The following is a 20,047-nucleotide window of genomic DNA, read 5'->3' as shown; positions in this document are numbered from 1 at the left end:
CTTAACCAACCCGTCGTTGTGTGATGTGGGCAACCTGGCGATACACTGCCCGCCATGGAAACCGCTACCTCATTCGTCGAGGACACCCTTAACGGCGCGATCTGGAACGTCGTCCCAGTGTTCCTCATCCTCGCCGGCGTCTACTTCGGCGTACGCACCCTGTTCGTTCAAATCCGCCTGTTCCCGGACATGCTCAAGGCGGTCGCCGAGACGCCGAAGGGCAAGGACCGCGAGGGGCGCGACCTCGACGAGGAGTTCGGCGGCCTGTCCGCCTTCAAGGCCTTCACCATCTCCGCTGCCTCGCGCGTGGGCACCGGCAACATCGCCGGCGTTGCGCTGGCAATCTCCATCGGCGGGCCGGGCTCGGTGTTCTGGATGTGGATGCTCGCGCTGCTCGGCGGCGCGACCGCGTTCGTGGAGTCCACCCTGGCGCAGCTGTGGAAGACCAAGGACGCCGAGGGCAACTACCACGGCGGGCCGGCCTACTACATGACGCGCGGCCTGGGCTGGAAGCCGCTGGCCGTGATCTTCTCCGCGTTTTTGGCCGTCACCTACGGCTTTGTCTACAACGCGATCCAGACCAACTCCATCGTCGAGGCAGTCGGCGGTTCCCTGGGCACCGACTCCGTAGCGCTCAAGGGTGTTGTCGCCGGCGTGATTGCTGTGCTGACCGCACTGGTCATCTTCGGCGGCGTGACCCGCATCGCCTCCTGGACCCAGGTCATCGTGCCGTTTATGGCCGGCGCCTACATCCTCATCGGCCTGGCCGTGCTGGTGATCAACTGGCGCGAGATTCCCGGCATGATCGGGATGATCGTCGGCCACGCCCTGGGCCTTGAGCAGGTCGTCGGCGCCGGCATCGGTGTCGCGTTCATGCAGGGCATGCGCCGCGGCCTGTTCTCCAACGAGGCCGGTATGGGCTCCGCTCCGAACGCAGCCGCCACCGCCACGGTGTCCCACCCCGTCAAGCAGGGCCTCGTGCAGACCCTCGGCGTGTACTTCGACACCCTGCTGGTCTGCTCCATCACCGCGTTCGTGGTGCTGCTCGGCCCGGCCGTGACCTACGGCCGCGACGACATCCAGGGCGCGTCGCTGACCCAGTCCGCGCTGGCTGACTCCGTCGGCGCTTGGGGCGCGCACGCCATCACGTTCATCCTGTTCTTCCTGGCGTTTTCCTCCGTGATCGGCAACTACTACCTCGCGCAGGCCAACCTGGAGTACCTCACCGACTCGAAGACCGCCATGACGGTGTTCCGCCTCGTCGTCATCGGGTTCGTCATCTTCGGCGCATTCGGCTCCGTCCCGCTGGTGTGGGCGCTCGGCGACACCATGGCCGGCCTGCTGGCCATCTTCAACATCGTCGCCATCGTCCCGCTCGGCGGTGTGGCGCTGAAGCTGCTGAAGAACTTCAACGACCAGCGCCGCAAGGGCATCGACCCAGTGTTCCACCGCGAGATGCTGCCGGAGCTGAAGAACGTGGAGTACTGGGACGGCTCCGACCCGGTGACCCGCCGCAGCGAAGAGGACCGCATCACCATCAGCGAGAGCTACGACGGGCGTTAGTCAGTTGTAAACTCAGGTACCATGAATCGGCCTGAGAAAACTACTCCCACGCTGGTCTATCTGCACGGCGTGAACAGCAAGGGGCCAGAGGCGCCTTCCTCTGCAAAATGGAAGGAAGGGCTTGCCCGAGGGCTTCACGCTGCGGGGTACCCGGGGTTGGAAGACGTCAGTATCGTCGAGCCCTCCTACGCTGATCTCCTTCAGAAACTCAACGGCGACCCAGACAAAATCGACGCCCCGATTCCCCCGATTACGCAGACGAAACAGTCGTCCTCGGAGCGTCGCCAGAAAAGATCCGAGTTCGATTCGCGCATGGCTGCGATGGAGCGTCGCCTCGCCGACACAGATGCTCTCGGACCCAAACCCCTAGCAACCGCTGCGGAGATGGCTGCAGCAGCGGCCTTCAGGTTCAATAAGTTCCGAGAAGCCAGCAACTACATGAACGATGACAAAGTTCGGCGCGATGTGCTTAACCGGGTTATCCGGCAGTTGCCGGCCGATGGGTCAATTGTGCTTATCGGACACAGCCTGGGCAGCGTGATCGCGGCTGACTTGCTGCCCCGCATACCGCACAACCTCAAAATTGCAGGCATGGTCACTATCGGGAGCCCTCTAGCGCAGGGCAACTTTGATTTGAGCAAGCTTGAGACCAACCTCAAAGAACCGCCGTCCAATCTCGCATGGTGGATTAACTTCTGGAGTCACTGGGATCCCGTTGCTGCTCTGCGCGGAGCTTCGTCAGTTGTGCCGTGGTTGCTGGATCTCCGTGTGTCCACACCAGTTAATCCGTACTTTGCACACTCTGCACATGAGTATCTGGAAGAAGAGCTCGTAGGTAAAGCAGTTGGATATGCTCTATTCGGAGCGCAATCGGCTGAGCTCGCGGTGATTGAAACAGGCGTGGATGTTCAGATGGACCACGAGGAAAAGCTAGTTCTTGCGGGTCTACGTTTGTCGCACCTGATCCGGGAAAACCTGAAGGGTGACACAAAAGAGCGATTCGGTGGAGCGCTCTCTGATACGCAGTTTCAGGTGATTAACGACCTCATTGCTAAACGCACAATGGAACGACGTGCCATACCTGGCGGTCTTTCTGTCCTGCAGACGAATGAGGTTTGTGACCCCGATAACCTCAGCACTCCGGTGGTGCACTTGTTCCCGGACCGCGACCAAGCGGCGAAGGATCTCATCACACTTGCCCTTCAAAATCCTCTCTCTCCATATGAGGTGGAGGTTAAAGAATCAGTGCGTATCTCGGCTATGAGGCAGCTAGCGGCGGAGATGGCGCTGACTCCGCAGCAGGGGGAGGACGCGTTCGACGCACTTGAAGAAGCTTCCAAGGCGTTGGCTGGTAAAACGCGGCTTATGAAGTGGGGATTGCTGGGAGCTGGTGCGCTTGCTGTAGTTGCCTCAGGAGGACTTTTACTGCCAGCTGCACCAGGACTGGCTGGGGCTGCGGCCGTTACAAGTGCATTGGCATCCTTCGGCCCCGGTGGCATGGTGGGAGGCCTTCTCACCGCAGGAGCACTTGTGTCTGCTGGGTCGGGGACTATTGCAGTGGGAATGATGACCGCAGGGAGCACCGCCGAGGAATTCGAGGGAGTAATCCACATTCAGTTGTCCCGGCTGATTCTGCGAGACACATGGAGAATGCCGTGTGATGAATCAGTGTGGCACGTGTGGACTGAACTGGAGCGTGACCTTATTCGTCAACGGTCAAAGCTTGAACGGTTCAGCGACAAAAATGCGCCGGGACTCAAGGACACAGATCGGAAGCTCGCCACGGTGCGGAAAGCGATTCGCTACGCGGAAGAGAAAAGACTTAGTCCGAAGGTACGCTAACCCCGCTACGCTTGGGTGGCATGACAACAACACGCATGACCGCCCATGTCCGCGGCAACGTCCAGGGGGTGGGGTTTCGCTGGTGGACCCGCTCCCGCGCCCTCGAGCTGGGCTTGGCCGGCTACGCGAAGAACCTCGCTGATGGCAGGGTAGAGGTGGTTGCGGAGGGGACCGAAGGTGACGTCGGGAAGCTCAAAGCCCTTCTTGAAGAGCAGCCTTCGACGGCGAAGCGCCCGGGGAATGTGGAGCACGTCCAGGCGCAGTTCGGGGAGCCGAAGGGCGCGGAAGGGTTTGAGGAGCGATGAGCTCACTGTTTGACGACTAGGGGGAGTCCGGGGACGTAGCGTAGTCAGGTGAATCCACGGTGAATCGGATCTTCGCCCCGACTGCTCGCGCATAGCGCTGCACGGTCGACAGTTGCGGGTCTGATTCACCCCGTTCCAGATCTGAAATCGCAGACTGAGTGGTGCCCATGGCGTCCGCAACTTGACGTTGGGTCTGGCCGGACGCTTTCCTGAGCTGACGCAGTGTTTCTACGAGAGTGGACCGGGCGGAGGCATCCTCAAAAGCTCCCGCGAATCCGGGGTCCTTCAAGTGGCTCCCAAAATCTATTTCTTTGGAATTGTTATCCGCGTAGCTCATTGCAGCATCCCCTCTAATATCGGTTATAGCAGATATTACGGGAGTCTTGGACCACGTCCACTGGGCTTTCCTTGTTCCCTTGCCTGGCGTCGCGCACGCTGGGTTACACTGCCCCAATGCACCTGAAATCGCTGACGCTCAAAGGATTCAAGTCTTTCGCGTCGGCGACGACGATGAAATTCGAGCCTGGCATCTGCGCCGTGGTGGGGCCGAACGGCTCTGGCAAATCGAATGTGGTGGATGCGCTCGCGTGGGTGATGGGCGAGCAAGGGGCGAAAAACCTGCGCGGCGGGAAGATGGAAGACGTCATCTTCGCTGGCGCGGGCGCTCGCAAACCGTTGGGGCGCGCGGAGGTCACCCTCACCTTCGACAACACGGACAAGCGCCTGCCCATCGACTACACAGATGTGGCCATTACCCGCCGCATGTTCCGCGACGGTGCCTCGGAGTACGAGATCAACGGCTCCAAGGCGCGCCTGATGGACATCCAGGAGCTGCTGTCCGATTCCGGCATCGGCCGCGAGATGCACATCATCGTCGGCCAGGGCAAGCTCTCCGAGATCCTGGACTCGCGACCCGAGGAGCGCCGCGCGTTCATCGAGGAGGCCGCGGGTGTGCTCAAGCACCGGCGCCGCAAGGAGAAGGCGCAGCGCAAGCTTTCCGGCATGCAGGCGAACCTGGATCGCCTGACCGACCTCACCGGCGAGCTGGGCAAGCAGCTCAAACCCCTGGCCCGCCAGGCGGAGGCCGCCAAGCGGGGCGCGGCGGTGCAGGCGGAGTTGCGCGACGCGAAACTCAAGCTCGCCGGAGACCAGGTGGTGCGGCTGCGCGAGAAGTACGCAGACGCCGAGCGCGCCGCCGAGATGCTGGCGGAGCAGGTGGAGACCGTCACCGCGGCGTTGGAGACCGCGGTGGAGGAGCAGGAGGCTGTGGAGGCGCGTCAGCAGGAGCTGCAGCCGCAGGCCCAGGAGGCGCAGCAGCTGTGGTTTGCGCTGTCCACGCTGGCTGAGCGGGTGAGCGCGACTCAGCGCATCGCGTCGGAACGCGCCCGCAGTTCCGATTCGTTCGAGCCCTATGCGGGCCAGGATCCGGAGGACCTGGAGGCGCGGGCGCAGCTTGCGGACGAGCGCTACGCCGAGGCTCTCGAAGCCGCCGAGGAGGCCGCGGAGAAGCTCGAGACCATCCGCGAGGAAGTTGCCGAGCGGCAGGAGGCCTTCGACGCAGCCGAGCGCGAGCACATGGCGCAGGTGCGCGCGATCGCGGACCGTCGCGAGGGTGTCGTGCGCCTGATCGCGCAGGAGGAGTCCCAGGCAGCGGCCGTCGAGGCGGCCGAAGATGAGGTGCGCCGCTTCGAGGAAACGCTCGCGGAGACGAAACAACGCGCGCGAGCAGCCGATGCGGAGGTCGCGTCCGTCGAGGAGCGCATCGCGGGCTTTGCAGCGGAGCGTTCGCCTCTCGACGACGCATTCGCCCGTGCCCACACCGAGTCCGACGCCGCAGACAAGCGCCTAGACCAGCTGCGGGCGAAGCAGCGCGAGCACGAGCGTGCGGTGGCCACGCTGCAGTCGCGCATTGACACGCTGGCGGAGCAGGCGCCGAAGCGATCGGCAGAAGACGTGCTCTCCGGGTTTACGGCACTTGCGGGCTTAGTCACCGTGGAGCCTGGGCTGGACCGCGCGCTTGCCGCCGCGCTCGGCGAGCACGCCGAGGCACTGGCGGGTGAAGTCTCCGACGACGCGGTCGGCGCGCTGGAGTCGGCCGCGCGGACCGTGGTGGTGGACGCGCGCGGCGGTTCGTCGTGGCGCCTGGACACCGACGGCGAGGTGGACTGGCTGCTCGACCACATCACACTTGACCTCTCCGTGACCGGCCCGGTCACGCGCTTGCTCGCGGACGTGGTGGTGGCGGACGATCTCGCCGCCGCGCGCAGCGTGGTAGAGCAGGATCCACGCCTGCGGGCTGTCACGCCTGCAGGCGTGCTCGTGGGCGAAGGCTGGGTCGCCGCCGGCACGGGGCAGACCTCCACGGTGGAGGTCTCCGCCCGCATCGAGGCAGCGAAGTCCGAGTTGGCCGGAGCACAACAGCTGCTCGAGGAGCTCGCGGGCACCCTGGAAGGCGCGACCGTCGCCGCAGACGAGGCCCGCGTGAGCGCTGCGTCCGCCAAGGCGGCGCTGCGCGAGCACGACACCGAAGTGGAATCCTGGCGCCGCGACCTCGCGCGCCTGGTCAAACAGGCCGAGGCGAACAAGTCCGAGCACGAGCGCGCCGCGGCGCGTGCGAACGAGGCGGACGCGCGCTTGGCCCAGCGCCGCAGCGAGTTGGAGGAGACGCGCGACCGCCTCACCCGCGTGGACACGGACGTCGCCGAGTCTCCGGAGGAGCCGTCGACGGAGCAGCGCGACCAGGCCAGAAACGCACTCAACCACGCCAAGTCGTTGGAGATGGAGGCAACGCTCGCCTCCCGCACCGCGCAGCAGCGTGCGGAAGCCGAGGCTGGCAAGGGCGACGCGCTTCGCCGGCAGGCGGAGCAGGAGCGGCAGGCGAAGGCCCGCCATGAAGCGGCGATGGCTCGCCGGAGGGCGGAAGGGGAGCTGGCCGGTGCCGTCGAGAAGCATGCGCGCGACTTGGCAGCCCGCATCGAAGACGCGCTCGCCCGCGCCACCGCCCAGCGCGACGAGCTGAACGCGCAGCTCAACTCCCTGCAGGGCAAGGTGCAGCAGGCGCGTCAACAGGTGGGCGCCACCCGCCAGCAACTCGCGCGGCTGACGGACAACGCGCACCAGTCCGACATCGCGCGCTCGCAGGCGCAGGTGCGCATAGACGAGGCGGAGTCCAACATCACCGCGTCGTTGGGCATCGCGGTGTCCGACCTGCTCGCGGACTACACCCCGGGCGAGGACTTCGACCGCGACGCCGAGCAGAAGCGTCTCAAACAGGCGGAGAAGGACCTGCGCGCCCTGGGCAAGGTCAACCCGCTGGCGCTGGAGGAGTTCAAGGCATTGGAGGAGCGCTACACGTTTTTGAGCACGCAGCTCGACGACGTGATCCAGGCCCGCAAGGACCTCACCGGCGTGATCGAGGATGTGGACGCGCAGATCCTGCAGCTGTTCACCGACGCCTGGGCGGACGTCGAGGCGGAGTTTCCGCGTGTGTTCCAGACCCTGTTCCCGGGCGGCGAGGCGCGCCTCGTGCTCACCGAGCCGGACGACATGCTCACCACTGGCATCGAGATCGAGGCCCGCCCGCCGGGCAAGCGAGTCAAGCGCCTGTCCTTGCTTTCCGGAGGTGAAAAGTCCCTGACCGCGCTCGCTTTCCTGGTGGCCATCTTCCGTGCGCGCCCCAGCCCGTTCTACGTGCTCGACGAGGTCGAGGCGGCACTTGACGACGTCAACCTCCGCCGCCTCATCGCCCTGCTCCAGGAGCTGCGGCAGGATTCCCAGCTCATCGTGATCACCCACCAGAAGCCCACCATGGACGTCGCGAACGTACTGTACGGCGTGACCATGCGCGGTGACGGTGTCACCCGCGTGCTTTCGCAGCGTATGCAGCCCGCCGGGGCCGCGCCCGCGTGATGTCGGCGGTGCTGGCACACTAGAGCGCATGGATCTCAATGCTTTAGTCAACAGCACTGCGTTTTGGATTGTCCTCGCAGTCATCGTCATTGCGCTGATCCTCATCGGCGTTATTGTCGCCGGGAAGAAGCGCAGGGAATCGAAGACCATCTCCTTTGACAAGGTCGAAGAGCCCAAGGAGCTGACCCAGCAGGAGAAGTCGGGCAACTACCAGGCCAAGGGCGGCTTCAACTTTGCACAAGCGGACGCGCAGCCGAAGCAGTCGGAGCCGGTCCGCCGCGAGAAGCCTGCGCCGAAGCAGGAAGCGGCCGCGGCCTTTGTTCCGCCGAAGCAGGAAGAAGAAGAGACCGTTGTCGAACGCGCAATTTCGCGTGACGACGAACCGCAGGTGCCCACCGAAGCCGTTGAGCAGACTCCGGCGGAACCGGCGGTAGAAGAGCCGGCGGTAGAGGAGCCAGTCACCGAGGAGCAGCCGGTCGAACCGGTCGAGCCGGAGCAGCCGGTCGAACCGGTCGAGCCAGTAGAGCCGGAGCAGCCCGTTGAACCCGCTGAGCCCGTGGAGCGGGTTGACGAGGTCCAAGCGGAGCCCGTCGATAAGCAGACTGCTGAGGCCGAGGAGGCCGCGGCGGCTGCGGCAGCGGCGCAGGAGAGCGTGGGCGAGGCGCGCCAGGAGGGCGCGGAGGTCTCCGATGACGCCGTGGTGGTTGAGGCGCCGACCGAGGAGCCGCTGGACGACATCGCGCCGGCCGCCGGCCGCATGGGCAAGCTGCGTGGGCGCCTGTCGCGCTCCCAGAACGCGATCGGGCAGGGCCTTTTGGGCATCCTCACCGCTGGCGACCTCGACGAGGACGCCTGGGAGGAAATCGAGGACACACTGATCATGGCGGACCTCGGCGCTGAGCTGACCATGAAGGTCACCGACTCGCTGCGCGAGAAGATCGCCGAGCGCGGCGTGGAGACCGAGGATCAGGCCCGCGCGATGCTGCGAGAGACGCTCATCGAGGCCGCGCGCCCTGAGATGGACCGCTCGATTAAGGCCATGCCGAACGACGGCAAACCCGCCGTGATCCTGGTTGTCGGCGTCAACGGCACCGGCAAGACCACCACCACCGGCAAGCTCGCTCGCGTGCTGGTGTCCATGGGCCACTCCGTGGTGCTCGGCGCGGCGGATACCTTCCGCGCGGCCGCGGCCGACCAGTTGGAGACCTGGGGCAAGCGCGTCGGCGCCTCCACCGTGCGCAGCAAGGAGGGCGCGGACCCGGCATCCGTCGCTTTCGACGCGGTGGCCACCGGTGTCGCCGAGGGCACGGACGTCGTGCTCGTGGACACCGCTGGCCGCCTGCACACCTCAACCGGCCTGATGGACCAGCTGGGCAAGGTCAAGCGCGTGGTGGAAAAGAAGAGCAACGTCGACGAGGTCCTGCTGGTGCTGGATGCCACCGTCGGCCAAAACGGCATCATGCAGGCGCGCGTGTTCCGCGAGGTCGTGGACATCACCGGCGTGGTGCTGACCAAACTCGACGGCACCGCCAAGGGCGGCATCGTCTTCCAGGTGCAAGAGGAGCTCGGTGTGCCCGTCAAGCTCGTCGGCCTCGGCGAGGGCGCAGACGATCTTGCGCCGTTTGAGGTGGAAAGCTTCGTCGACGCGTTGCTCGGCTAAGCATTTGCCTATCGACGCGCACGCGCCCCGGCGATGACACAGCGATGTGCCCATCGCCCGGGGCGCGCGCTAGTCTTGTGGGGATTATTTTCCGCTAGCAGCACAAGGGAGCGTGCACACCGTGTTCGAGTCACTGTCCGACCGCCTCCAATCAGCCCTCGGCGGCCTGCGCGGCAAGGGCAAGCTCACCGAGGCAGACATCAACGCCACCGCGCGCGAGATCCGTCTCGCCCTGCTTGAGGCGGACGTCTCGCTCACAGTCGTGCGTGCGTTTATCAAGCGCGTCAAGGAGCGTGCGCTAGGCGCAGATGTGTCCGCGGCGCTGAACCCTGCGCAGCAGGTGATCAAGATCGTCGACGAGGAGCTGACCAACATCCTCGGCGGCGAAACGCGTCGGCTCAACATGGCGAAGAACCCGCCGACCGTGATCATGCTGGCCGGTCTGCAGGGTGCCGGTAAGACCACGCTGGCCGGCAAGCTGGCCAAGCACCTGGCCAAGCAGGGCCACACACCGATGCTGGTGGCCTGCGACCTGCAGCGCCCGGGCGCGGTGCAGCAGCTGCAGATCGTCGGCGAGCGCGCCGGCGTGCCCACCTTCGCCCCGGACCCGGGCACCTCCCTGGATTCCTACGAGCACGAGATGGGCACTTCCCACGGCGACCCCGTCGCGGTGGCGCAGCAGGGCATCGAGCACGCCAAGCACCAGAAGAATGATGTGGTCATCATCGATACCGCCGGCCGCCTCGGCATCGACGAGACGCTGATGACCCAGGCGCGCAACATCCGCGACGCCGTTAACCCCGACGAGGTCCTCTTCGTCATCGACGCGATGATCGGCCAGGACGCGGTGAAGACCGCCGAGGCGTTCGCACAGGGCGTGGACTTCACCGGCGTGGTGCTGACCAAGCTGGACGGCGACGCCCGCGGCGGTGCAGCCCTGTCCATCCGCGAAGTCACCGGCAAGCCGATCCTGTACGCCTCCACCGGCGAGAAGCTCGAGGACTTCGACGTCTTCCACCCGGAGCGCATGTCCAGCCGAATACTCGGCATGGGCGATTTGCTCTCGCTTATCGAGCAGGCCGAGGCGACCTACAACGAGCAGGACGCCGAAGCCGCCGCCAACAAGCTCACCTCCGGCGAGCTGACCCTGGAGGACTTCCTGGACCAGCTGCTGATGATCCGCCGCATGGGGCCGATTGGCAACCTGCTGAAGATGATGCCGGGCGGCAAGCAGATGAACCAGATGGCCGACATGGTCGACGAGAAGCAGCTCGACCGCATCCAGGCCATCATCCGCGGCATGACACCGGAGGAGCGCCAGGATCCGAAGATCCTCAATGCTTCTCGACGCAAGCGCATCGCCAACGGTTCCGGCGTCAAAGTCTCCGACGTCAATCAGCTTGTCGATCGCTTCTTCGAGGCCAAGAAGATGATGGGGCAGATGGCCAGCCAGTTCGGCATGCCGGGCATGCCTGGCATGGGCGGCGGCCGCTCCGCCACGAAGAAGAAGCCGAAGGGCCGCAAGGGTAAAAACGGCAAGCGTAAGCCACCGAAGCGCGGAGGCGGCATGCCCAAGATGCCGGGTATGCCGGGTATGGGCGGCGGCATGCCGGGGATGCCCGGTGGTATGCCGGATCCGAAGGAGCTGGAGAAGCTCCAGGAGCAGCTGCCGGCGGGTATGCAGGGCATGGACCTGAACAACCTCGACTTCAACGAGGCGATGAAGCGCATGCAGAAGGGCAAGTTCTTCTAGTCGGCGGCGTGGTGCGGTCTGTTTAGGCGGGCCAACCGGCGGCACTCTCCCCGCAGACCCCGAGCGGAGGACCCCTAGTATGGCCAGTTTTCGGCCGTACTAGGGGTTTCTCGCTCTGGTTCTGTAGGGCGGGCCGGGGAGGCATTCCGGCAAGGTCTTCGGCGCGGATCCAGCTAGTAGGGCCCAGCTACCCGGCGAAAAGTGGCGAATATCGAGCTCCTACTAGCTGGTTCCACGGAATGGGGCGGTCAGCAGGCGGGGGAAGCGGCGGCCGGTGGGTGGGCCGAGCGGGGGCAGCCTACGGAGCCGCCAACGGGGGGCTACGGGGCGGCCGGAGGGGCGTCGAGAAGCGAAAGCTCCTCGAAGATCGGCGCGAGGCGCTCCCACAACACCGGTGCCAGGGACTCGGCGTAGGCGTTGGAGATGTGGTTCTGGTCGCGGTAGATGTACACGTTGCCGATCTGCGGCGGGCAAAGGCCGTCAACGCAGTACCAGCCGGCGGTGTCGATTTCCCACTGGGCGTAGGCGCCGTCGAGGAAATACGCCGCCGGGTCCTTGGGGGCGTAGACCATGTCCGCGGCCATGGAGCAGGCGTGTTCGGAGTGGCCCGCGACGACGCAGAGGTTCGGGTCCATGGGCTCGCCGGTGGGGGTGAACATCCACGGGTTGTCGCGCAGGCCGACGAACGGGATGCCTAGCTCGGCAAGCCGCTGCCAGAGGTTGGCGTAGGCGTCGGGCACGTAGTCGGCGGAGACGCGTCCGTCGCCGGCGTGGCCTGCGGGGCGGGTGGAGGTGGAAACGAGCAGGTCGGGCTGCAGGCTGATGATCTCCTGCATCGCGTTTTCGCCCCATTCGGCGCACTCCGGGGAGACGATGTCGTTGGCGGGGTCCAGCGGTCCGCCGACCACCAGCGGGCACTCTTGGCGCACGAAGGTGGCGACCTTGAAGTGGTGTTCCTTGCCCAGTTTGTCCAGCGGGACGATGAACGGCTCGATGTGGGAGCCGCCAGCGAGCACGATCGTGGTCTCCGCCTCCAGGTCGCCGTAGGTGCAGTCTGGGCCGGGCATGGCGTCGGGGGCTTCTGGGAGGAAAATCATGCAGTCGTCGAGACCGATGGGCGGGAAAACGCCGGCGATGAGGCTCGGGTCCGGCTGCGGTTTCACGTCCGGCACCTGCGCGCCCTGGACGGCGCGGGCACCGGGGTAGTTGACCGGGTCGAGCGCTTCTTCTGCGCTGTCCACTCGCTTGTCCCAGTACGGCTGCACGGCCAGCGCGACAGTAAACAGCGCTGCGGCCAGCACGCCGCCCACCGCACGCGCGACGCCGGGCAGTGTGCGTAGCGACGCCCTCGCGGCCGCCACCGGGTCGTCGTCGCCGCGCGGGCGCGGGCGGTGCTGGCGCAGCGGGTCCTCCACGAGCGTGTGGGTGACGTGGGCCAAACACAGCGACACCAGGATGACCAGTCCGCCCAGCCAGGCCGGCGGGGTTTTGTAGCCGCCGATGACAGTGACGATGATCAGCAGCGGCCAGTGCCACAGGTACAGCGAGTAGGCCACGCTGCCCAGCCAGGTCATTGGGGCGGAGGCGAGCACCTTGGACACGCCGTTGGCGTTGCCGGAGAGAATCACCAACGCCGCGCCGGTGAGCGGGATCAGGGCGACGGGCCCGGGGAAGGCCAGCGAGGTGGGCACGATAACGCCCGTGACGGCAATGAGTGCTACGCCCAAGAGTGCGGTCAACCACGCGGTCGCCTGCGGCAGGAACCGATGCGCCGGCACGAATGCGAGCAGCGCGCCGAGGGAGAGCTCCCACGCGCGGGAGAACGTGGAGTAGTAGTTCTCGCCGGTGCCTTCCAGCCCGAAGCGGGAGGCCCAGGCGAACGACGCCACGGTGATCACCGCAAGCAGCGCAATGGCAGCGCGGCGGGCGTGTTCAGGCTTCGCCCGCAGCTTGGTCACGGCCACGGCGATGATCCAGCCCAGAAGAATGCCGAAGACATAGAACTGTCCCTGCACCGACATGGACCACAGGTGCTGCAGGGGAGAGGTCTCTTGGCTGGCTGCGGCGTAATCGGCGTTCTGCGCCATCAGCTCCCAGTTTTGGAAGTACAGCATCGACGCGGTGACCTGGCGGGAAAGCTCCACGCCCATCAGCTCCGGGGTGAACGCCATAACAAGGCCGACGACCACGACCACCACCAGCGCGAGCGCTGGCACCAACCTGCGGATGGTGCGCCACAACGGCCACCACGGGTTCAAGTTCGGGTTGGGGCGCAGCGCGTAGCGCAGCTGCCCGCCGAGGAAGAAGTAGCCGGATAGCAGCAGGAAAACATCCACTCCGCCGGAGACGCGGCCGACAAACACGTGGAAGAGCACCACGAGCGCGATGGCGAACCCGCGCAGCCCGTCCAGGTCGACGCGGTATGCGGTGGAGCCTTTCGTCGGCTGTGGTGGGTGCCCTGCCGTCGTACTCAACCGTTTCTCCAACTCGTCTTGCCGTGTGCCTTGCTGCGCTGTGCCGTCTATCGTCGCCGAGTATCGTCACAAGCGGTTAAGGACAATACCGCCCCCAACGCGCGGGACCGAACCAGACTCGCGCGGATGTTGAAGGCTAAAACCGGACGCGTGTTTTGGAACCTGGGGAAAGCGCGCGTAAAGTATCACGGGCTGTCCGGCGTGTATGCGCGCCAGGCACGACAAGTCCATAACTGCGTACGCGCCGGATCCGTCTTGTACCTCGCACTAAACGAGGCAGGTCGCCCGGCCGGGCACGCGCAGGGTAAATAAGAAGGGTTGAACCGGCTCGTCGATAAGTGGCGAGTGTCTGCACTGCCCAGTGACCTACAAGGAAGTACACCATGGCTGTAAAGATCAAGCTGCAGCGCGTTGGCAAGATCCGCAACGCGCAGTACCGCGTCGTCATCGCTGACGCCCGCACCCGTCGCGACGGTGCCGTCATCGAGAACATCGGCATCTACCACCCGAAGGAAGAGCCGTCGCTCATCCGCATCGATTCCGAGCGCGCTCAGTACTGGCTGGGTGTCGGCGCGCAGCCGACCGAGCCGGTGATGGCACTGTTGAAGGTGACCGGCGACTGGCAGAAGCACAAGGGCCTCGACGGCGCTGAGGGCACCCTGAAGGTGGCCGAGGAGAAGCCGTCCAAGCTCGACCTGTTCAACCAGGCTCTGGAGGAGGCCAAGAACGGCCCGACCGCTGAGGCCATCACCGAGAAGCGCAAGAAGGCCAAGGAAGAGGCTGAAGCGAAGGAAGCCGCTGAGGCCGCCGCTGCTGCCGAGGCTGAGGCCGCTGAGGCTGAGTCCGAGGCTTCCGAGGACGCTGAAGCTGAGGAGAACTAAGCACTCTTCGCTTCTCGACGAACCCCCCGTTGCACACACCGCGTGCGCAGCGGGGGTTTCGTGTTGGTGGGGTTCGGTGAGTTCCACCCCGCCTTGCCCCGCACCAGCCAGCCGCTTGACGGACTGGCCGCACGCATACCCTGGGATCCAGAGCCTGGGTTCGCGCAAAAATTGGCCATTCGCAGGATGAGCCTCCCAGGGTCTGCGGAGGTGGCGGAGAGGGAGGCGGCGCAGGGGGATGTGGCGCAGCCAGGAACGTTCGGCGAACCGGCGGCCTGCTACCGTAATCACCCATGGAGCTGCAGATCGGCCGTGTGGTCAAGTCCCACGGCGTGAAAGGTGAGGTTGCCGTCGAGTTGCTGGCGGACGAGTCGGAGGAGCACATCGTCGTCGGCGCTGTGCTCACCGGCCGCCAGGCGGGCAAGGAGCGGGAGTTGACCGTCAAGACGGTGCGCCAGCACCAGAAGCGCCTGCTGGTCAGCTTCGAGGAGGTACCGGACCGCACTGCCGCCGACAGCTTGCGCGGCATGAAGTTCTTCGCCGAGCCTCTCGAGCGTGAAGAAGACTCGGAGGGGTACTACAACCACGAGCTTATTGGCTTGAAGGTGCGGCACGAGGGCGAAGAGGTCGGCGAGGTCACCGGTGTGATGGACGCGCCGAACCGGAAGATCCTGGAGATCGATTACCGGGGCAAGGAGGTCATGGTCCCGTTCGTGATGGACTTTGTCCCGGAGCTCGACACGGAGGCGGGCTACCTCACCATCACCCCGCCCGAGGGCTTGCTTGATGTCTAAGCTGCGCCTCGACGTCGTCACCATCTTTCCCGAGTATCTCGACCCGCTGCGCCAGGCGCTGCTGGGCAAGGCGATCGAGCAAGGGATCCTGTCGGTGGGCGTACACGACCTGCGCGACTGGGCCACCGGCAACCACAAATCCGTGGACGCCCCGCCGCTGGGCGGGGGACCGGGCATGGTGATGAAGCCGGAGGTGTGGGGGCCTGCGCTTGACGACGTCGCCAAGGGCCGCCCCGGAACATCCCTCGGCACCGCCGCCGCGCACCGCAACGACAAGCTGCGCCACGACGACGTCCACGAGGTCGCGCCCCGTCCATACGAAGGCGGCGAGGACAGCAGCAAGCCGCTGTTGCTCGTGCCCACCCCGGCGGGCAAGCCCTTCACCCAGCAGGACGCGCAGGCGTGGTCGCGCGAGGAGCACATCGTGTTCGCCTGCGGGCGCTACGAGGGCATCGACCAGCGCGTCTTCGAGGATGCGAAGAAGCGCTACCGCGTGCGCGAGGTCTCCATCGGAGACTATGTGCTCATTGGCGGCGAGGTTGCCGTCCTGGTCATTGCGGAAGCGGTCACGCGTCTGATCCCGGGCGTGCTGGGCAACACCGAAAGCCACGAGGACGACAGCTTCTCCGACGGTCTGCTCGAGGGCCCGAGCTACACCAAGCCGCGCGTGTGGCGCGGGCTTGAGGCGCCGGCGGTGCTCACCTCCGGCGACCACGCCAAGGTGGAGGCCTGGCGCAGGGAGCAGTCCTTGAAGCGCACGCGCGAGGTCCGCCCTGAGCTGCTGGAGCAGACTCATCTGAGCGAGGACGACCGGTTCATGTTGGACGCACGCGACGTGCTTACGACGGTGTGGGTGGACGGGGCGACGCGGATCGTCGTCAAGCAATTGCGCAGGGCCTTGAAGAAGGCTGGCTACCGCGACCCCGAGATCACCTTGGAGGGGGATACGCTCACCGTCGCCGGGCGCACCGCTCTCGCGCTCGATGAGGCGACGCGTGCGGTGGAAAAGGCGCTGCCAACTGGGGCTTATCAGTCCGGCGGGACTGTAGAGGTTTAGCTTATCTGGTGGGCAATATCACCCTATGAAATTTAAAGGTCTGACCAATCGGGCAATACACTTGGGTGCGTTACACGCGTAAGAAAGGACACCCATGCTCGCGTCAGTGCTTGACCCAACATCCGGGGTCGCCATCGTCCTGCAAATCCTGATCATTCTCGGCGCCCTGCTGCTGGGCACCCGCTACGGCGGGCTCGGCCTCGGCCTGATCTCCGGCATCGGTTTGATGCTCATGGTGTTCGTCTTCGGCCTCGAGCCGGGCGAACCGCCCGTCGGCGTGATGCTCACCATCATCGCCGTGATCGGGTGTGCGGCCACGCTGCAGCAATCGCGCGGGTTGGAGGTGATGATGCAGCAGGCGGAGAAGCTGCTGCGCGCCCACCCGGAGCGAATCACCATCCTCGCACCGCTGACCACCTGGTTCCTCACCGTGCTGTGCGGCACCGGCCACGTGGTCTACACCATGTTCCCCATCATCGAGGACATCGCGGTGAAAAAGGGCATCCGCCCGGAGCGCCCCATGGCGGTGGCATCCACGTCCGCGCAGATGGGCATCACCGCCTCGCCGGTGTCGGTGGCCACGGTCTCGCTCGCGTCGATCCTGGCAGAAAACGCCGGGGTGATTGACAAGGTGTACTCCATCCCGCAGATCCTCATGGTCGCCATTCCGGCGTCGCTGTCCGGCGTTGTCCTGGCCGCGCTGTGGTCGCTGCGCCGCGGCAAGGACCTGGACAAGGACCCAGCGTTCCAGGAGCGCATGCAGGACCCGGCGTTTGCGGAATCCATCAACAAGTCCAGCCACTCGCTGCTGGACGAGGTCTTTCCTAGCTCCGCCCGCAACGCCGTGTGGATCTTCCTCGGCGCCATCGCATTCGTGGTGGTGCTCGGCGCGTTCGAGGGCCTGCGCCCCGCGTTCGATGACGGCGACGGCGGAGTCAAGCCACTGTCGATGAACTTGGCCATCCAGATGGTCATGCTGTTTGCCGGCGCGATCATCCTGCTGTTTTGCAAGGTGGATCACAAGAAAATCGCCTCGACTCCGGTGTTTAAGGCCGGCATGACGGCGGTGTTCTCCGTCTTCGGCGTGGCCTGGATGGCGGACACGTTCTTCTCCGCGCACATCGACCAGCTCGAGGCAAGCCTGGGCTCCGTCGTGGAGGCCGCGCCGTGGGCGTACGCGATCGTGCTGCTCATCGTGTCGAAGCTGGTCAACTCGCAGGCCGCGGCGCTGGTCGCGATTGCCCCGATCGGCCTGGCGCTGGGCATTGACCCGAAGATCATCGTCGGCTTCTACGGTGCCGCGTACGGCTACTGGATTCTGCCCACCTACCCGTCCGACTTGGCCTGCATCGGCTTCGACCGCACCGGCACCACGCGCATTGGCAAGTTCGTGATCAACCACTCGTTCCTCATCCCGGGCGCGATCTCGGTGTTCACCTCGTGCGTGGTGGGCTCGCTTCTGGCGCAGGTGTTGCTGTAAGGGTGGCGCGAAACGCCCGCGACTAGACTCGCCCGAATGACATCAACCGCAGTCACCATCGCGAACGAAATCAATGTGCGGGACAACCAGGTCGAGCAGGCGCTGAAACTGCTCGCCGAGGGCAACACCGTCCCGTTCATCGCCCGCTACCGCAAGGAGGCCACGGGCGGCCTCGACGACGCGCAGCTGCGCCACATCGAGGAGCGCAACACCTACCTGCTCGAACTCGCCGAGCGCAAAACGGCGGTGCTGGAAAACATCGACGAGCAGGGCAAACTTACCGACGAGCTGAAGCAGGCGATCCTTAGCGCGGACACGAAAGCGCGCGTGGAGGACCTGTACCTGCCGTACAAGAAGCGCCGCAAGACCAAGGCGGACATCGCGCGCGAGGCTGGGCTTGAGGCGTTGGAGCAGCAGCTTATCGACGACCCTTCGGCCACCCCCGAAACCCTTGCAGCGGCCTACCTGTCGGAGGGTTTCCCGGATGCGAAGTCCGCGCTCGAGGGCGCCCGCGCCATCCTGGTGGACCGCTTCGCCACGGATGCGGACTTAGTCGGCGAGGTGCGCGACCGCGTGTATAGCCAGGGCACCATGCGCTCCGCCGTGGTGGAGGGCAAGGAGACCGAGGGCGCGAAGTTCGCGGACTACTTCGAGTTCTCCGAGCCGTTTGAGAAGCTACCTAGCCACCGGATCCTGGCGCTGCTGCGCGGCGAAGCCGAGGGCGTGCTCACCATCAACATGGACCCGGGCGAGGAGGCCGTGTACGAAGGCATGATCGCCGAGCGCTTCGACCTGCCGGTGAAAGACTCCGAGTGGCTGGCAAAGGCGGTGCGCTGGGGTTGGCGCACCAAGCTGCAGGTCTCCGCGAACCTGGACACCCGCATGCGCTTGAAAGAGAAGGCGGAGGAGGGCGCGCTGGAAGTGTTCAAGACCAACCTGCGCGACGTGCTGCTCGCCGCGCCCGCCGGCCAGCGCGCAACGCTGGCGCTGGATCCGGGCTACCGTAACGGCGTGAAGTGCGCCGTGGTGGACGAGACCGGCAAGGTACTCGCCACCACGATCGTCTACCCGCACCAGCCGCAGAACCGCTGGGACGCCTCGCGCACTGAGCTGGCGTCGCTGGCCGCGCAGCACGGCGTGGAGCTCATCGCCGTGGGCAACGGCACGGCGTCGCGCGAGTCCGAGAAACTCGCTGGCGAGGTGGCGGACCTGATCGCGCAGGCGGGCGGGAAGCGCCCCACCCCGGTGGTGGTGTCCGAGTCCGGTGCGTCGGTGTACTCGGCCAGCCAGATCGCGGCGGAGGAGTTCCCGGACATGGACGTCTCCCTGCGCTCCGCTGTGTCCATCGCGCGACGCCTGCAGGACCCGCTGGCGGAGCTGGTCAAGGTGGACCCGAAGTCCATCGGCGTGGGCCAGTACCAGCACGACGTGAACCAAACCGCGCTCGCGCAGACACTGAACGCGGTGGTGGAGGACGCGGTGAACTCCGTCGGCGTGGACGTGAACACCGCGTCGGCGCCGCTGCTCGAGCGCGTTGCCGGACTGTCGGGTACTTTGGCGAAGAACATCGTGGCCTACCGCGACGAAAACGGCCGGTTCACCACCCGCAAGGAGCTGGGCAAAGTGACGCGCCTGGGCCCGAAGGCGTTCGAGCAGGCTGCCGGTTTCCTGCGCATCCAGGGTGGGGCCAACCCGCTGGACGGCTCCGCGGTGCACCCGGAGGCATATCCGGTGGTCGAGCGCGTCGCCCAGGCCACGGGCCTGAGCACCGAGCAGCTCATCGGCAATACCGCCGTGCTGACCAATCTCGCGCCGGCTGATTTTGCTGACGAGCAGTTCGGCGTGCCCACCGTTACCGACATCCTCGCCGAGCTAGACAAGCCTGGGCGCGACCCGCGCCCGGAGTTTAAGACCGCCGAGTTCAAGGAAGGCGTCAACGAGGTCAAGGACCTCAAACCGGGCATGGTCCTGGAGGGCACGGTGACCAACGTCGCCGCTTTCGGCGCGTTCGTGGACGTGGGCGTGCACCAGGACGGCCTGGTCCATGTCTCCGCTATGAGCCACAAGTTCGTCTCGGACCCGCACGAGGTGGTGCGCTCCGGCGAGGTAGTGAAAGTCAAGGTCATGGACGTCGACGTCGCACGCAACCGCATCGGCCTGAGCTTGCGGCTTGACGACGAGCCGGGCCAGCCGGCGCAGAAGAAACCGCGCAAGCAGCGCAGCCGGAAGCGGGGTAAACCGGAGGGACGTCGAGAAGCATCTGGCTCCATGGCCGATGCGCTGAAGCGGGCCGGATTTGGGAAGTGACCGGCACATATGTAAGATGCTG

The 20,047-nt window shown here is 65.6% G+C and carries 13 protein-coding genes; 11 read left to right on the top strand and 2 right to left on the bottom strand.

The window, feature by feature from the left end; translation table 11 throughout:
• Positions 1–54 precede the first annotated feature (54 nt).
• The 3 genes from CIHUM_RS07155 to CIHUM_RS07145 are packed head-to-tail and all read left to right on the top strand — an operon-like array spanning position 55 to position 3,710.
• A complete protein-coding gene (locus CIHUM_RS07155; protein WP_034998630.1) occupies positions 55–1,563 on the top strand; it encodes an alanine/glycine:cation symporter family protein in 1,509 nt (502 codons plus the stop codon).
• A gap of 21 nt (positions 1,564–1,584) precedes the next feature.
• Positions 1,585–3,405 (top strand): alpha/beta hydrolase family protein, encoded by a 1,821-nt coding sequence (locus CIHUM_RS07150; RefSeq protein ID WP_034998632.1) that lies wholly within the window; start codon positions 1,585–1,587, stop codon positions 3,403–3,405.
• Between the two features lie 20 nt (positions 3,406–3,425).
• Positions 3,426–3,710, top strand: a complete 285-nt coding sequence (locus CIHUM_RS07145) for an acylphosphatase (RefSeq protein WP_034998633.1) — start codon at positions 3,426–3,428, stop codon at positions 3,708–3,710.
• A 16-nt stretch (positions 3,711–3,726) separates the two neighbouring features.
• Here the strand turns inward: CIHUM_RS07145 and CIHUM_RS11055 are convergent, their stop codons facing one another.
• Positions 3,727–4,047, bottom strand: a complete 321-nt coding sequence (locus CIHUM_RS11055) for a helix-turn-helix domain-containing protein (RefSeq protein ID WP_074431994.1) — start codon at positions 4,045–4,047, stop codon at positions 3,727–3,729.
• Between the two features lie 116 nt (positions 4,048–4,163).
• On the opposite strand from CIHUM_RS11055, the gene smc reads away from it, so the two are divergent.
• The 3 genes from smc to ffh all read left to right on the top strand — a co-directional run bounded on the left by smc (position 4,164) and on the right by ffh (position 11,032).
• Positions 4,164–7,619, top strand: coding sequence for a chromosome segregation protein SMC (gene smc, locus CIHUM_RS07140; RefSeq protein ID WP_034998635.1), 3,456 nt, complete (start codon positions 4,164–4,166; stop codon positions 7,617–7,619).
• Between the two features lie 28 nt (positions 7,620–7,647).
• Complete coding sequence (ftsY, locus tag CIHUM_RS07135) at positions 7,648–9,279, top strand: signal recognition particle-docking protein FtsY (RefSeq protein WP_034998636.1); 1,632 nt, start codon at positions 7,648–7,650, stop codon at positions 9,277–9,279.
• A gap of 121 nt (positions 9,280–9,400) precedes the next feature.
• Entirely contained in the window at positions 9,401–11,032 is a 1,632-nt protein-coding gene (gene ffh / locus CIHUM_RS07130; RefSeq protein ID WP_034999239.1) for a signal recognition particle protein, read from the top strand.
• A gap of 320 nt (positions 11,033–11,352) precedes the next feature.
• On the opposite strand, the gene CIHUM_RS07125 is transcribed toward ffh, so the two are convergent.
• Positions 11,353–13,506 (bottom strand): acyltransferase family protein, encoded by a 2,154-nt coding sequence (locus CIHUM_RS07125; protein WP_034998638.1) that lies wholly within the window; start codon positions 13,504–13,506, stop codon positions 11,353–11,355.
• 383 nt (positions 13,507–13,889) lie between these two features.
• On the opposite strand from CIHUM_RS07125, the gene rpsP reads away from it, so the two are divergent.
• The 5 genes from rpsP to CIHUM_RS07100 all read left to right on the top strand — a co-directional run bounded on the left by rpsP (position 13,890) and on the right by CIHUM_RS07100 (position 20,025).
• Positions 13,890–14,387, top strand: coding sequence for a 30S ribosomal protein S16 (gene rpsP, locus CIHUM_RS07120; RefSeq protein ID WP_034998639.1), 498 nt, complete (start codon positions 13,890–13,892; stop codon positions 14,385–14,387).
• A 293-nt stretch (positions 14,388–14,680) separates the two neighbouring features.
• Positions 14,681–15,181, top strand: coding sequence for a ribosome maturation factor RimM (rimM, locus tag CIHUM_RS07115; RefSeq protein WP_034998641.1), 501 nt, complete (start codon positions 14,681–14,683; stop codon positions 15,179–15,181).
• A 1-nt stretch (position 15,182) separates the two neighbouring features.
• On the top strand, positions 15,183–16,238 hold the full coding sequence (gene trmD / locus CIHUM_RS07110) for a tRNA (guanosine(37)-N1)-methyltransferase TrmD (RefSeq protein ID WP_051106414.1): 1,056 nt from the start codon (positions 15,183–15,185) through the stop codon (positions 16,236–16,238).
• Between the two features lie 94 nt (positions 16,239–16,332).
• Positions 16,333–17,718 (top strand): anaerobic C4-dicarboxylate transporter, encoded by a 1,386-nt coding sequence (locus CIHUM_RS07105; protein ID WP_034998643.1) that lies wholly within the window; start codon positions 16,333–16,335, stop codon positions 17,716–17,718.
• 36 nt (positions 17,719–17,754) lie between these two features.
• Positions 17,755–20,025 (top strand): Tex family protein, encoded by a 2,271-nt coding sequence (locus tag CIHUM_RS07100; RefSeq protein ID WP_034998645.1) that lies wholly within the window; start codon positions 17,755–17,757, stop codon positions 20,023–20,025.
• Positions 20,026–20,047 lie beyond the last annotated feature (22 nt).

Origin of the sequence: Corynebacterium ihumii (genome assembly GCF_028609825.1) — a bacterium.
Taxonomy (GTDB): domain Bacteria; phylum Actinomycetota; class Actinomycetes; order Mycobacteriales; family Mycobacteriaceae; genus Corynebacterium; species Corynebacterium afermentans.
The sequence above is the reverse complement of the archived record's forward strand: the minus strand, read 5'-3'. Positions and strand labels throughout refer to the sequence as shown.

Excerpts from the sequence above, each read along its gene's own strand:
- CIHUM_RS07155 (WP_034998630.1), top strand. The coding sequence starts at position 55 with ATGGAAACCGCTACCTCATTCGTCGAGGACACCCTTAACGGCGCGATC.
- CIHUM_RS07150 (WP_034998632.1), top strand. The coding sequence starts at position 1,585 with ATGAATCGGCCTGAGAAAACTACTCCCACGCTGGTCTATCTGCACGGC.
- CIHUM_RS07145 (WP_034998633.1), top strand. The coding sequence starts at position 3,426 with ATGACAACAACACGCATGACCGCCCATGTCCGCGGCAACGTCCAGGGG.
- CIHUM_RS11055 (WP_074431994.1), bottom strand. The coding sequence starts at position 4,047 with ATGAGCTACGCGGATAACAATTCCAAAGAAATAGATTTTGGGAGCCAC.
- smc (WP_034998635.1), top strand. The coding sequence starts at position 4,164 with ATGCACCTGAAATCGCTGACGCTCAAAGGATTCAAGTCTTTCGCGTCG.
- ftsY (WP_034998636.1), top strand. The coding sequence starts at position 7,648 with ATGGATCTCAATGCTTTAGTCAACAGCACTGCGTTTTGGATTGTCCTC.
- rpsP (WP_034998639.1), top strand. The coding sequence starts at position 13,890 with ATGGCTGTAAAGATCAAGCTGCAGCGCGTTGGCAAGATCCGCAACGCG.
- rimM (WP_034998641.1), top strand. The coding sequence starts at position 14,681 with ATGGAGCTGCAGATCGGCCGTGTGGTCAAGTCCCACGGCGTGAAAGGT.
- CIHUM_RS07105 (WP_034998643.1), top strand. The coding sequence starts at position 16,333 with ATGCTCGCGTCAGTGCTTGACCCAACATCCGGGGTCGCCATCGTCCTG.
- CIHUM_RS07100 (WP_034998645.1), top strand. The coding sequence starts at position 17,755 with ATGACATCAACCGCAGTCACCATCGCGAACGAAATCAATGTGCGGGAC.